The organism is Amycolatopsis sp. NPDC049253 (assembly GCF_040678995.1).
Classification (GTDB): Bacteria; Actinomycetota; Actinomycetes; order Mycobacteriales; family Pseudonocardiaceae; genus Amycolatopsis.
Window position 1 is genome coordinate 1 of sequence record NZ_JBFAQX010000060.1, and the last position, 12,168, is coordinate 12,168.

The 12,168-nt window shown below is 67.1% G+C and carries 13 protein-coding genes; 7 read left to right on the plus strand and 6 right to left on the minus strand.

Going from position 1 to position 12,168, the window contains the following annotated elements:
* Positions 1 to 389 precede the first annotated feature (389 nt).
* Entirely contained in the window at positions 390 to 641 is a 252-nt protein-coding gene (locus AB0K15_RS47490; RefSeq protein ID WP_364067728.1) for an alpha/beta fold hydrolase, read from the plus strand.
* 102 nt (positions 642 to 743) lie between these two features.
* Positions 744 to 1,265: a hypothetical protein gene (locus AB0K15_RS47495; RefSeq protein ID WP_364067730.1), complete on the plus strand. Its 522-nt coding sequence runs from the start codon at positions 744 to 746 to the stop codon at positions 1,263 to 1,265.
* 514 nt (positions 1,266 to 1,779) lie between these two features.
* On the opposite strand, the gene AB0K15_RS47500 is transcribed toward AB0K15_RS47495, so the two are convergent.
* From AB0K15_RS47500 to AB0K15_RS47515, 4 genes are all read right to left on the minus strand, one after another.
* On the minus strand, positions 1,780 to 1,914 hold the full coding sequence (locus AB0K15_RS47500) for a hypothetical protein (RefSeq protein WP_364067732.1): 135 nt from the start codon (positions 1,912 to 1,914) through the stop codon (positions 1,780 to 1,782).
* Between the two features lie 184 nt (positions 1,915 to 2,098).
* Entirely contained in the window at positions 2,099 to 2,656 is a 558-nt protein-coding gene (locus AB0K15_RS47505) for a tyrosine-type recombinase/integrase (protein WP_364067734.1), read from the minus strand.
* A gap of 455 nt (positions 2,657 to 3,111) precedes the next feature.
* Complete coding sequence (locus AB0K15_RS47510) at positions 3,112 to 3,405, minus strand: hypothetical protein (RefSeq protein ID WP_364067736.1); 294 nt, start codon at positions 3,403 to 3,405, stop codon at positions 3,112 to 3,114.
* 253 nt (positions 3,406 to 3,658) lie between these two features.
* Positions 3,659 to 3,850, minus strand: coding sequence for a hypothetical protein (locus AB0K15_RS47515; protein WP_364067738.1), 192 nt, complete (start codon positions 3,848 to 3,850; stop codon positions 3,659 to 3,661).
* A 556-nt stretch (positions 3,851 to 4,406) separates the two neighbouring features.
* Here AB0K15_RS47515 and AB0K15_RS47520 point away from each other — a divergent pair.
* The 5 genes from AB0K15_RS47520 (at position 4,407) to AB0K15_RS47540 (ending at position 9,122) form a co-directional block, all read left to right on the plus strand.
* Positions 4,407 to 4,988 (plus strand): dihydrofolate reductase family protein, encoded by a 582-nt coding sequence (locus AB0K15_RS47520; protein ID WP_364067752.1) that lies wholly within the window; start codon positions 4,407 to 4,409, stop codon positions 4,986 to 4,988.
* 570 nt (positions 4,989 to 5,558) lie between these two features.
* Positions 5,559 to 6,011: a hypothetical protein gene (locus AB0K15_RS47525; RefSeq protein ID WP_364067740.1), complete on the plus strand. Its 453-nt coding sequence runs from the start codon at positions 5,559 to 5,561 to the stop codon at positions 6,009 to 6,011.
* 794 nt (positions 6,012 to 6,805) lie between these two features.
* Positions 6,806 to 7,252, plus strand: a complete 447-nt coding sequence (locus tag AB0K15_RS47530; RefSeq protein WP_364067742.1) for a DUF6325 family protein — start codon at positions 6,806 to 6,808, stop codon at positions 7,250 to 7,252.
* Between the two features lie 24 nt (positions 7,253 to 7,276).
* Positions 7,277 to 7,558 carry an SHOCT domain-containing protein gene (locus AB0K15_RS47535; RefSeq protein WP_364067744.1) on the plus strand — a complete coding sequence of 94 codons (282 nt, stop codon included), beginning with the start codon at positions 7,277 to 7,279 and terminating at the stop codon, positions 7,556 to 7,558.
* 160 nt (positions 7,559 to 7,718) lie between these two features.
* Positions 7,719 to 9,122: a glucose-6-phosphate dehydrogenase gene (locus tag AB0K15_RS47540; RefSeq protein ID WP_364067746.1), complete on the plus strand. Its 1,404-nt coding sequence runs from the start codon at positions 7,719 to 7,721 to the stop codon at positions 9,120 to 9,122.
* Between the two features lie 6 nt (positions 9,123 to 9,128).
* On the opposite strand, the gene AB0K15_RS47545 is transcribed toward AB0K15_RS47540, so the two are convergent.
* Together AB0K15_RS47545 and AB0K15_RS47550 are read right to left on the minus strand one after the other, a co-directional pair.
* Positions 9,129 to 10,682: a GMC family oxidoreductase gene (locus AB0K15_RS47545; protein WP_364067748.1), complete on the minus strand. Its 1,554-nt coding sequence runs from the start codon at positions 10,680 to 10,682 to the stop codon at positions 9,129 to 9,131.
* A 10-nt stretch (positions 10,683 to 10,692) separates the two neighbouring features.
* Positions 10,693 to 12,033 carry an NAD(P)/FAD-dependent oxidoreductase gene (locus AB0K15_RS47550; protein ID WP_364067750.1) on the minus strand — a complete coding sequence of 447 codons (1,341 nt, stop codon included), beginning with the start codon at positions 12,031 to 12,033 and terminating at the stop codon, positions 10,693 to 10,695.
* Positions 12,034 to 12,168 lie beyond the last annotated feature (135 nt).

The following is a 12,168-nucleotide window of genomic DNA, read 5'->3' on the forward strand; positions in this document are numbered from 1 at the left end:
GCTCACCCCGGTCGAGTTTGAGACCATCTACAACACCGCAGCAGCGGCCTGAGAAACAGTCCGCTCCGGTGTCAACCGAAGTCTGGGCAGACCCGACGGACGACGCCCGCTCGTGTGCCAGTAGTTCGGAAGACGACGCGGTCGATGAGCACTTGCGCTGATCACGTCACAACAACCGTTGGCGCTGTCAGCCGCCGAAATGCATTAGGAAATACTTTGACAGGTCGAACGGATCCCAGGACAGATCGGGCGGGATCTCCCGTCGTGGCGCTCTGGGCCTGATGGGTTCCGGGGCCGCAGTTCCGCTCCTGGGGGCCACGGCCGCCTCGGCGGCACCTCGGACGGAAGCGACAGCGGAGAACGGCAACAGAAATACGAAGAGCGCTTACGTGCTGATCCCGGGCGCTTGGCACGGCGGATGGGCGTGGCATCCGGTGGCTCAGCGGCTGCGTGCTGCCGGGCACCGGGCGGTCGCCTTGACACTCCCCGGCCTGAACGACGGCGACAATCCCGAGGGGCTGCGGCTCCAGGACGCGGTGGACTACGTGGTCGCGCAGGTGAAGCCGATCGGCGTCTCCGATGTGATCATGGTCGCTACAGCTGGGGCGGCTTCCCGAAGGCCGGGGCCGCCGCTCGCCTGACGAATCAGGTTTCGAAGATCCTGAACGCCTCATCGCGGACCTACCGTGGTCGCTCGCACCATGACCGGAGAGCAGCGACGACATCGGGAGCAGGTCCCTCACGTGGTCGAGAGCAAGACCCAGCCGCTCGACGCCTGGTACTACGCCGAAGAAGACGGCACCAACGCAGCCAAGCGTCGCTACAACGCCAACGACACCCGCATCCGCTTGGTTGATGCCATCACCGAAGCCGCCGAGACTGGCTGGCTGGCGACCTGCACCGCGCTGCTCAGCCTGAACGGCGGGGCACAGAGAAAGTTCGGCCGCCTCGCCAAGGATCTCGCAAAGGTCGTCCGTCAAGATGGACAACACCACTCCACGACGACGCCGCTGGGAGACGACACCGGACGGCACATGTTGCTCGTCCGGGCCTGCATCGGGCGCCGCGAACAACCGGCTGAAGCAGCCGAGTACCTGACGCGTTACCTGACAGCCAAAAAGATCCAGACAGGTGCGCACCGCGCGGCTTGCCTGATCTTCGACAGCCGCGGCCAGACCCTGCAGCAGCTTCTGTACGACAACACGCCGGTGGATCGAGAAGCAGTACCCAACCCAGATGCCGCTTGTTCCCACTCGAACGGATGACCCGACGTATTCCCCGTCCCGGACGAGCACACAGGCCGAAGCGGTAGCACGAGACCGAGCACAACGCCCGGCCCACACCCCGACGGCCGCACGAACGCGACGACCAGGGATCGCGGTCCCCGCAACTCGATCAACTCGCGAACACGGGCGAGTGTTGCGGTCTGGGGACCGCCTGCTGAATATGCCCTACGCGGAGATGCTCCGCTCTGCTCGTACCAACTTCACCAGGGCGCGCGACCGGTGTGCGCCTACCCCAGCGTCTTCCGGAGGTTTTCGGCAGAGACCGGACGCTGAAGCAGCTCACGATGCCGCTGATCCTCATGCCGAGCCCGGTCCAGTAAATCAGCGCCCACGATTTTGGCGGCTCGGCCGAAGTGCTGCCTGAGTCGGTGGTCTGGGCATCGCCTGCTGGACGCTCGGAAGCTGTTACGGCGGCCAGCGCCTGCAGCATAGCCGGCCCGACCTCCGCCCAGCCGATCAGCAGCAACGGACCCGCTGCCACCAGTGGCGCGACCTAGGCCGGCACTCCCAGCCGAAGCGCCAACGTGAACACGTTCCCGAAACCGAAGAGGAAGGTCAAAGCCACGATGACTCCCACGATCAGCGTGACCCCCGAGAGCACCGGATCCCGCCCCGCGGCTGGGCTCATCACAGCAACCCTCCTGCCCTGAAGTCCGCACCGCGCACCACGACCGACCTGCACAAACACCTCGACAGAATCCGGCACGCGCGAGCCCGAGAAGAGCCCGAGAGGGCGCGCACACGACAGCAGACGGCGACACAGGCCGACACCCCAGCCATTCGGCGGCCCAGGAAGACGACCCTCTTCGGAATCATTCGGCACCGTCCGACAGATCAGGCCGCGAACTCTTAACCAGCGGGTTCGGGGTTCGAGTCCCTGATGGCGCACCCTCACTCCCCAGGTTCGGATCACTTCCGACCTGGGGATTTGTGTTATGTGGAAGAGATTGTTCCGCTTGCTCACCGTCCACAGTGGTTGGTGCAGTGCCCGAGTCGTGCCCGAGCTGTCGCGTTGCCGTCCGCGGGATGATCTTGGCTGTGGCTTCGGCGGCCGCGAGGGCAACTTCGGGAAGCACGGTCGTGTAGGTATCCATGGTCACCGCGATCGACGAATGCCGAAGCATGTTCTGCACGACCTTCATGTCGGCTCCCGCCGCGAGCGCCAAGCTCGCCGCCGCGTGACGTAGATCGTGCAGCCGGATCGGCGGCAACCCAGCCCGACGGGTGAGCTCCTGGAACCGGGCAGTCACGTCAGCCGGGTGCAGGGGGCTGCCGTCCGGCTCAGTGAACAACAGCCCGGTCTCGACCCACGCGGAGCCGAGCCGGGCCCGAGCCTCATCCTGGCCGGCGAGGTGCACACGCGGGACCATGACCGGCATCCAACGCGACGAGACCTTCCGACGACCAGTCTTCGGAGCCGACTAACGGGACTCCCAGCCGTACTGCACGATTTGATTCGTCACATCAAGCATCGCCGCATCCAGATACGCATCCGTCTGCCGCTGCCGACACGCCTCACCACGCCGGAGACCCACGGGCGCGATCAAGTGGAACAACGCGTACAGCGGATCGTTGACCGCGTAATGCGAAAATCGGCCCGTCTGCTGCGGGGTCCACACCATCACCGGCGACGGGACCTCCCCCGTCCGCCGCCATCACGCCACCGGCTCCTTATTCCACACCTTCACCTTCGGACGAACCCTCGGCGGCAGCTCCACCAACGACGCCACATTCACCGCCGGCAAACCCTCCTTGACTGCCGGGCTCAACATCGCCCGCAAGGTCTCCCGGATCCGCCGGATCGAGGTCGGCCCCCTGGTCGCCGTCACTTCACCGCGGCAACCTTGCACGGATCACCGCTAGCGCGGTACTCGGCGATCAGGTCGTTGTGTTCGACGATCGCATCGAACATCCCGTCCGGATGCGCCACACTCAACTTGTCCCGCCGGATGTGCGCCAGATGCGGACGCAAGTAAAGGCATACATGTGACTCACAAGAGCGGTACGTGTTACGGCTCTCGGCCTTCGGCAGCTTCTCCTTCTTGGAAATCGCCGCGACGATCGATCTTGCGCAGCATGTCCTCGTCGTCCTTCCCGGTAATCGCAGCAAGTCATCCACGTGAGCCAGCTTGTCCTGAGCTTCGTGGCGGTCGGAAATCCACCACGCCGCCTCGGCCGTCGATGCCCGGCACGGTCCTTGGGCGACTCCATGCGTCAGCACCACTGACCGTGTCTGCTTTGCCCCAGCCTCGGGCACTCCTTGCCCAGGCTCCGGCCGTTGTTGCCTTTGCAGGAGCAGCGTTTGTACACCGATCCCTCAGCCATCTTCGACATCTTTCCCCTCATCACATCCGCCGTAGACTCCCCCGGTCTCATACGGCGGCTCCAAAATCAGCGATCCGGCTGCGCGCCATGGCCTCGCACGCAGGGTCCAGGTCGATGCCGACGAACGAACACCCGTGCTCCAGCGCCGCCACACGCCACAGATCCAGAAACACCATCTCGTAGCGCCGGACAAGCCGATCGCGCACACTCTCCGGCCGCGCATTCGGGTTCTCCCACACCACCGCGCTCCGCAGGAACCAACCGCGCTCCTGCAACGAGCACACAACCCGCCACGGCACTCCGACGAGATCCTTCCGCCGATGAGCTGAATGTGGTGGCCGATGCACGCCGTAGCCAGTGGCGACCCGCGCTTGTGCCGTCGGTGCCTGCTCGCACGATGTCTCCGTCGTTGGCCTAGGCGACGCCGACAGGTCCCAGCGCGGCGGCGTGGGCCGTGGGCCGTGGGCCGTGGGCCGTGGGCCGTGGGCCGTGGGCGACGATCTCGGGGACGGGGGCCGCTTGGTGCGCGTCGGCCAACCAGTACGTGCGCCAGGTCCTGGTCAGCACAGTGCAAGTGCGCCCCGAAGTCTGTGCGCAACTGGTGGAGCAGTGCGATCAGGTCGGCCGGCGGCGCGGTTCACAGTCACTTGCCGCTTAACCGCCATCGTGTTCGCGATCAACCCCGCCGGACCGATCGACTGGCGCGACCTGGCCGGGGCCGGCCGATTGGCTTCTTACCACAGCGACAGCTCACGACGCGCTAATTTGGGGACACGCCGAATTGAGGAGAGCCCCGTGGGCACAGTGGTCATGTACAGCTCGGTGTCGGTGGACGGCTTCGTCGCGGACGAGAACGACCAGCCCGGGCCGCTGTTCGACTGGTTGTCCAGCGGTGACGTCCCGTTGGACGAGAGTGGAGAGCTCAAGGTGTCGCAGACGTCCTACGACTACACCCGGCCGTACTGGGATCGGATCGGGGTGACCATCGTCGGCCGCCACGTCTTCGACATGACGGACGGCTGGGACGGGAAGCCGCCGGGCGGGATCGACCATGTGGTCGTCGTGACGCACCGGCCGGAGCCCGAGGGCTGGGACCCCGAGGCGCCGTTTCACTTCGTCGACGGTGTCGAGGCAGCCGTGGCCAAGGCGCAGGAGCTTGCGGGTGACCGCGTGGTCGAGGTCGCCGCAGGCGACATCGGTGGCCAGGTGTTTGCCGCGGGCCTGATCGACGAGGTGCGCATGGACGTTGTACCCGTGGTGTTCGGATCCGGCAAGCGCTATTTCGGGTCGGTCCACGCGCAGCACCTGTTGGCGGAACCCGACGAGGTGATTCAGGGCAACCGGGTGCTTCACCTGCGCTATCGGGTGCGCCGTTGACCACTCTGCGCGGGTAAACGAAGAAGTCCACTGCAAACGGTGACACAAGATCTGGCCTCCGGCCCCGTTTGCGCACTCCCGCCGCACGCGCAGCGCCGGCGCCGGCAGCGCATCCGGCCAGAACCGCCGTGGGGACGCCGGCCACCGCAGCCGGCAGCGCGTCCTCGGAGCGGCCGCACGACCGCCGCTGCGGCCGGCAGCGTCCGCGCAGGGCGGATCATCTTGCCCCGCCTCACGTCACAGGGATTCCCGCGCTCGTCGAGCCACCCGCAGTGATACCCCACGACCTGCCGCATGGACGAGGATCACCATCACTCGGCACACGGTCAGGCCTCGCCCCGTACTTCGGGAACACTGCACAAGACGCTGGAGCAGCAAAGCCATCGACTCGGAGCAGAACCAGGACGGCGGCAGTGAGTTGGGCCGGTGCTACAACGACGAACACGTGATCGACAACGACCCGTTCTGGGTAACGATCACGTAGCCGAGCGAGGGAGACGCGTGAACAAACCGGCGAGGACAACGACCGCTGACCTGCACATGAGTTACGGGCACTTCGTCATCAGGGACGTGAGTGCGGACTTGCCCGCGCCACGCCTCGCCCGCGTCAACGGTTTCGTGGGGACGGATCTCGTCAACGGCGCGGTTGTCCTCACCGGCATCCACACGGGTCTGGTCAACGTGACCGTGCAACTGCTCGACACCGCACCCGACTCGGTCGACCTCGACGGCTGGGACGAAGTCGCCGAAATCTCGGTCGAGTCGGAGTACGGAGAACTCATCGTGCACGGCATCATGGACGATCCGCCGGGTTTCCCCGAGCTGGCCCAGGCGGGACCCGGCACCTACCGGATACGCCTGCACGCCCGCGGCCGCGACATCGCCCCCCATCTCAACGTCCAGGAACCCGTCGAGAACTACCTGCTTTCCGTGTGGCCGGCACCGGAAGCACCCGACGTGGTCTACAAACAGTCGGACGAGCGCGGACGGGAATACCGGGCAGCACGGAAGCGGCGACCCTGACGGGGGCTCGGCAGGCGTGAAGCAGTGTCGTTGGCGGGGCCGGCTAAACCGGCCGCCCCTACAAAACGGGTACCGGTGCGCCCCGCCGAAGGAAGATCCGCGCCGACTGGCGGACCATGGAACCCACGTGCCCTCACCGACACGCCGCAGTGACGAACCCGGGCATCAGTGATCAAGGACGTTCCGTCTCAGTCCGGAAAGCACACCACCCGGCCCGAGCTCGGACTTCCGGCGCCGGAAGCACTTCGCCGACGGCTGTTCGTCCTCGGCCACATCCCAGCGCTCACGTCTGCGTGCTGACGTCGGTAGAGCGAGCGGTGCTGGTGGAAAGTCCCCGGTGAGCCCGCACACGAACCTCTGCCGCCGAATGGGGCACCGGCAAGGACCGGGCTAACGCCACGCGGCGAAACCTCGCGGACGATCGAGCAGTCGGACGGCCCCCGTCCTCCCCGGCTCTCCGTCCGACTGCTCGCAGCCATTCTCTGGAAGACACCCGACCGGAAAAAGGGGATAAGGTCCTCACACGCAATCCCGTGTCCGGGTAAGTCATTCTCGATGCATGAAGACAGCCTCATCCCGGACTGATGTCCACCTCGTATCGCTCCGATGGGATGCTGCCTCTCAAACGGTTTACGCTTGCCCGTCGAGTCTGCGCCAGCCCAGTCGTGCGGGTGCGACGTCACCTCCTTGGGATGAGGACAGCGCGGGCCATCCGCTCGAGAGTCGAGGGGTGATGTGCGCGTCCGCGCTGGCGCGCCCTACTCCCCTGCCGTGAAGCAGCCAGGAGGCTTGTGATGACCGATGACGTCGAGGCGATGGGGCCGATCAGTTTCCTGATCGTCGAGTTCCCGGGCAGCAAGATAACCGGCCACGGCTTGCCGATCTTCGTGGACCTGGTCGACCAGCGCTTGATCCGAATCCTCGATCTCCTGTTCGTCACCCGGGACGCCGATGGGTCAGTGCGCGCGGTCGAGTTGCAGGACTTGGACCTTGACGGCCGGCTCGACGTGGCGATCTTCGAAGGCGCGTCCTCGGGCCTGCTCGACGAGGGCGACCTGGCCGATGCCGCGTCCGCGATCGAACCTGGATCGTCCGCGGCGATCGTGCTGTTCGAGAACCGGTGGGCACGTTCGTTCACCCAGGCCCTGCGTCGTGGCGGAGCCGAGGTGGTGGCCGCCGGTTACGTCCCGCTCGATGCCGTCGCGGCATCGCTGGATGCCGCCGAAGCAGCCGACGTCTGATCCGCCGGAGAAAGGACGACAACCATGCCGGGACTCCTCCGAGGTATCGCCCGAACTGCCGCGATCGCAGGGACGGCGACCGCCGTGTCGAATCGAGTTTCGCGCCGCCAGGGCCGGCGCTGGGCCAGGCAAGAGGACGAACAGTACGCCCAGCAACAACAGCAGGACCCTCCGCCACCACAGCCAGACGCGGCGCCCGCTCGCGACGCCGTAACCCAGCTCAAGGAGCTTGCCGAGCTCAAGACACAGGGGATCCTCACCGACGCCGAGTTCGAGTCCGAGAAGGCCAAGATCCTTGCGTCATGACACTGCGGGGCCAGGGGTGAGGTAGCCCGGCAAGTCGGCTCTGCTCAACGAGATCCGGCCTGGTGCGGTCGGAGTCATCCGGATCGGGCGACGCGCGCCGGGCTTGCGCGCGCGATCGTGTCGACCGGACGCGGTCGTGGCCGAGGAGGAGGCAGGGATGATGGCGACAGCACCGGAGCCGGGCACACATCCGGCGGACGTACTCGTGATTTTCGGTATTACCGGCGACCTGGCGAAGGTGATGACCTTCCGTTCGCTCTACCGGCTCGAGGCCCGCGGCCTGCTCACGTGTCCCATTGTGGGGGTGGCGTCCGACGACTGGGGGCTCGATCAGCTCATCGAACGGGCCCGGTCGTCGATCGAGGCGAGCGGAGAGCTCGACGAGACGGTCTTCAAGCGCTTCGCTGCAAAGCTGTCCTACGTCAGCGGCGATTTCACCGACCCCGGCACCTACGAGAGGGTGGGAGCCGCCGTCAAGGGCGCCGGGACTCCGGTGTTCTACCTGGAAATACCGCCGTTCCTGTTCGGACGAGTCGTGAAGGGCCTGTCGGAGGCCGGTCTGACCGCCGGCGCCCGGCTCGTCGTCGAGAAGCCGTTCGGACACGACCGCCAGTCCGCGCGTGACCTGGCCGACGAGCTGCATCAATACATCGACGAATCGCAGCTGTTCCGGATCGACCACTACCTGGGGAAGATGGGGCTGGAGGAGATTCTTCACCTGCGCTTCGCGAATGCCATCCTCGAACCGTTGTGGAGCCGCAACTACCTCGAGTGCGTGCAGATCACGATGGCGGAAAGCTTCGGCGTCGAGGACCGCGGTCATTTCTACGACCCGGTCGGCGCGCTGCGCGACGTCGTCGTCAACCACCTGATGCAGGTGGTCGCGGCCGCCGCGATGGAGCCACCATCGCGGGGCGACCCCGTGACGCTCAAGGAGTCGCAGGTCGGGCTGTTCCGAGCGATCGAGGAGGCCGACCCGGCCCACTACGTGCGCGGCCAGTACGACGGTTACCTCGACATCGACGGTGTTGCGCGCGACTCGGCCACCGAGACGTATGCGGCATTGCGGCTCGACATCGAGAACTGGCGCTGGGCCGGTGTGCCGTTTTTCATCCGGACCGGCAAGCGGCTGCCGGTGACGCAGACCGAGCTGCGGCTGGTGTTCAAGCGCCCGCCCAAGCTGGGTTTCGGACTGGTCGGGCATGCGTCGCAGCCGAACCAGCTCGTCCTGAAGCTCGACCCGTCGACCGGGGTCCGGATCCAAGTCGACGCGCATCGTGCCGACGTGGCCCGGATCGCACCGATCGAGCTCGACATGGAATTCGCCGAAGAGGGCGGCGAGGGCCCGACGCCGTACGAGGTCCTGCTGCACGCGGCGATGACCGGCAAGAGCACGCGATTCTCCCGGCAGGACAGCGTCGAGGAGACCTGGCGGATCATGCAGCCGTTGCTCGACGCGCCGCCGCCCGTGCACTCCTACCGGCCCGGCAGCTGGGGTCCCGCAGCGGCCGACGAGATCCCGGCCGGGTTCGGCGGCTGGCGCACGCCCTGGACGTCCCGCTGATCGGGGTCAGCCGAGTCGCTGCAGCAGGTGGTCTCCCACACGCAGTGCGTTGGCTATCGCCGTCAGTGCCGGGTTGACCGCACCGATGCTCGGGAAGAAGCTCGTGTCGACGACGTAGAGGTTGTCGACCTCGTGCGCCTTGCAGTCCGTGTCGAGGACGGACGTCGCGGGATCGCGCCCGAACCGCACAGTGCCGGCTTGGTGCGCGCAGCCCGCGACCGGGATGTCGTTTTTCATGTAAACGTCCCGCGGGATCAGATGGTGCGGATGCATCCCGAGCCGGCTCAGGTGCTTTTTCACCCGGTGGTACAGCTGCTCCATCGGCTCACGGTTGTTCGGTGTGTAGCTGAGCACCACGTTCCCGTCGCGGTCGAGCGTCACCCGGTTGTCGGGGACGGGGAGGTCTTCGGCCGAGAGCCAGAAGTCGACCGCGTGTTCGGCGACGTCGTGGAGGGCGAACGTCGGCGCCAGTATCGTCTCGACGGGTTTCTCGCCGCGATACATCGGCGCTGACGACTTGCCGACCATCTGCAGGTTGCCCATCGGGTAGTCGAAATCGGCGTCGCCGAAGTAGTAGTCGTTGAGGCCCAGCGTCTTCTGGAACCGGGTGTCGTTCTTTTCGGTCGAGATCGCGAGGAACGCGCGGCTGTTGTGGAACACGTAATTGCGGCCGACCTGGTCCGACCCGTTGGCGAGGCCGCCCGGATGACGGTCGTTGGCGCTCGCGAGCAGGATCCGGGCCGAGTTGACCGCGCCTGCCGACACGACGACCACGTCGCCCGCGAACCGCTGCTCCGCACCGTCCACGTCAGCGACGACGGATGCCACCGTCCGCCCGGAATCGTCGGTCTCCAGGCGGCGCACCAGCGCGTTGCGGATCAGCGTCACGTTGTCGTGCTCGATGGCCGGTCGCACGGCGATGACGTCCGCGTCGGACTTCGCATGGACCAGACACGGGAACCCGTCGCACGTGGCGCAGCGGATGCACGCGCTGAACGCGGGCCTGGCCTCGTCGAGCATGACGCCCGCCGGCGCGTGGAAGGGGTGCAGCCCGACGGCGGCCAGGTCGTCGAACAACCGCTGGATGCGCGGCTCGTGCGAAACCGGCGGGAAGGGGTACGGCGCGGACGCCGGCGGATCGGTCGAGTCCTCGCCACGGATGCCGTGCACCTGGTAGAGCTGTTCGGCCTGGGTGTAGTACGGCTCCATCTCGTCGTACCCGATGGGCCACGCGGGCGAGATGCCGCCGTGGTGCTTGAGCTCGCCGAAGTCCCGCTCGCGCAGCCGGTACAGCGCAGCGCCGTAGAACTTCGTCGCACCACCCACGAAATAGTGAACCTGAGGCTGGAACGGCTTTCCCTTGTCGTCCAACCACTTGTCGGTCGACACATAACGGTTGTCGACGAAGACGGCCTCGGCGTCCCAGTTCTCCGCCTCGCGGGGCAGCCAGTCGCCTCGTTCGAGGATCAGCACACGCTTTCCCGACGGCGCGAGCCGGTGCGCGAGAGTGCCGCCACCGGCACCCGATCCCACGATGATGACGTCGTAGTGCTCTTCCATGCCGTCCTCCTCAGGAGCTATCGGCTTTCGTCGCAGAGCGGCCTGGGTGCACCGAGATGTGCGGGACGTCCGCGGCGTCGTCTCCCCAGGCGATGCGGTGGGGCGTCGCGGACCACTCGACCGTCGCGGCGTGGTCGCGTTCGAAGTAGTCCCACGCCCAGGACATGAAGGCGTCGGCCTTGCTGTGCGCGCCGCTCAGCAGCATCGCGTGGACGCCGAGCCAGGCGGCGAACGCGAGGGGCCCGTCGACCTGGTGGCGGTGCTTGCCGACCTCGGCGACGGCGGCGTTGCGGCCGATCATGGCCATGATGCCTTTGTCCTTGTAGTGGAACGGCTTTGTCGGCTGTCCGTTGCGCTCGCGCAGGATGTTGCCGGCGGCCCAGTCGCCGGACTGCTGGGCCACCGAGCCCAGTTGCGGCAGCGTGGGCCCGTGCTTCGCCGGGATGTTGGCGGCGTCTCCGATCGCGTACACGCCCGGGTGTCCGGCGACCGTTAGGTCGGGCTGCACGTCGATCCGCCCGCCCCGGCCGGTGTTGAGCCCGGCGGCGGCCTGCACCACGGGCGCCGCCGACTCGCCGCCGCCCCAGATGACGGTGCGGGTGGGGATCGTGGTGCCGTCGTCGAGCTCCACCCGGTCGGCGTGCACCGCCGCGACACCGGTGTCGAGGCGGGGCTCGGCGCCGTGCTCGGTGAGCCGCTTGTGCGCGTACTTGTGCGAGCGCTCGGAGAACGCGCCGAGCAGCGTGCTGCCGCGGTCGATCAGGAAGATCCGGCCGGACTTCGGTATCCGCTCCATGGCCGCGAGGGCGGTCATCAGCTCGGTGAGCGCGCCGGTGATCTCGACGCCGGTGGGGCCGCCGCCCACGACGACGATGTCGAGGGCGTCCTGGTCGAGCTGTCCTTCCGAGACCTCCCGCACCAGCTCCTGCACGTGCAGCCGGAGCCGCTCGGCGTCCGCGACCGAGTAGAGCGGGAACGCGTGCTCGGCAGCGCCCGGGACGCCGAAGTACTCGGGCTGCGCACCGGCCGCGATCACCAGGTGCGATCCGCTGATCTTCTCGCCGCCGGACAGGGTCAGCCCAAGGCCCGCGACGTCGAGGTCCGTGACGCGCGCGGTGCGAACCTCGACCGTCGGGTAGTCATGGAAGATCACCCGGTGCGGGCGGGCGATGTCTTCCGCGGGCAGCTGCGAAGTGGCGACCTGGTAGAGCAACGGCTGGAACTGGTGGTAGTCGTTGCGATCGACCAGCGTCACGCCGATGCCCTCGTCACCGAGCCGGTGGGCACAGCCGACTCCGGCGAGCCCGCCGCCCAGCACCACGACGTTCTGGCTCTCGTTTGGCTCGGTCACAGTGACAGCTCCGCTCGGAAGTCGGACAGGATGATCCGGCCGCGCGAAGTCGCGGGCCTGCTTCGACGATCGATGGACCGGGCGGCGCGGCAATCACCTTTCGGGGGTGATTGCGGTCCGGCTCAGCCGGCCTCG

What these genes read in the sequence shown, in the direction of transcription:
- AB0K15_RS47535 (WP_364067744.1), top strand. Translation starts at nt 7,277, where the DNA reads ATGCCGGGACTCCTCCGAGGTATCGCCCGAACTGCCGCGATCGCAGGG.
- AB0K15_RS47545 (WP_364067748.1), bottom strand. Translation starts at nt 10,682, where the DNA reads ATGGAAGAGCACTACGACGTCATCATCGTGGGATCGGGTGCCGGTGGC.
- AB0K15_RS47505 (WP_364067734.1), bottom strand. Translation starts at nt 2,656, where the DNA reads ATGGTCCCGCGTGTGCACCTCGCCGGCCAGGATGAGGCTCGGGCCCGG.
- AB0K15_RS47500 (WP_364067732.1), bottom strand. Translation starts at nt 1,914, where the DNA reads ATGAGCCCAGCCGCGGGGCGGGATCCGGTGCTCTCGGGGGTCACGCTG.
- AB0K15_RS47530 (WP_364067742.1), top strand. Translation starts at nt 6,806, where the DNA reads ATGACCGATGACGTCGAGGCGATGGGGCCGATCAGTTTCCTGATCGTC.
- AB0K15_RS47540 (WP_364067746.1), top strand. Translation starts at nt 7,719, where the DNA reads ATGGCGACAGCACCGGAGCCGGGCACACATCCGGCGGACGTACTCGTG.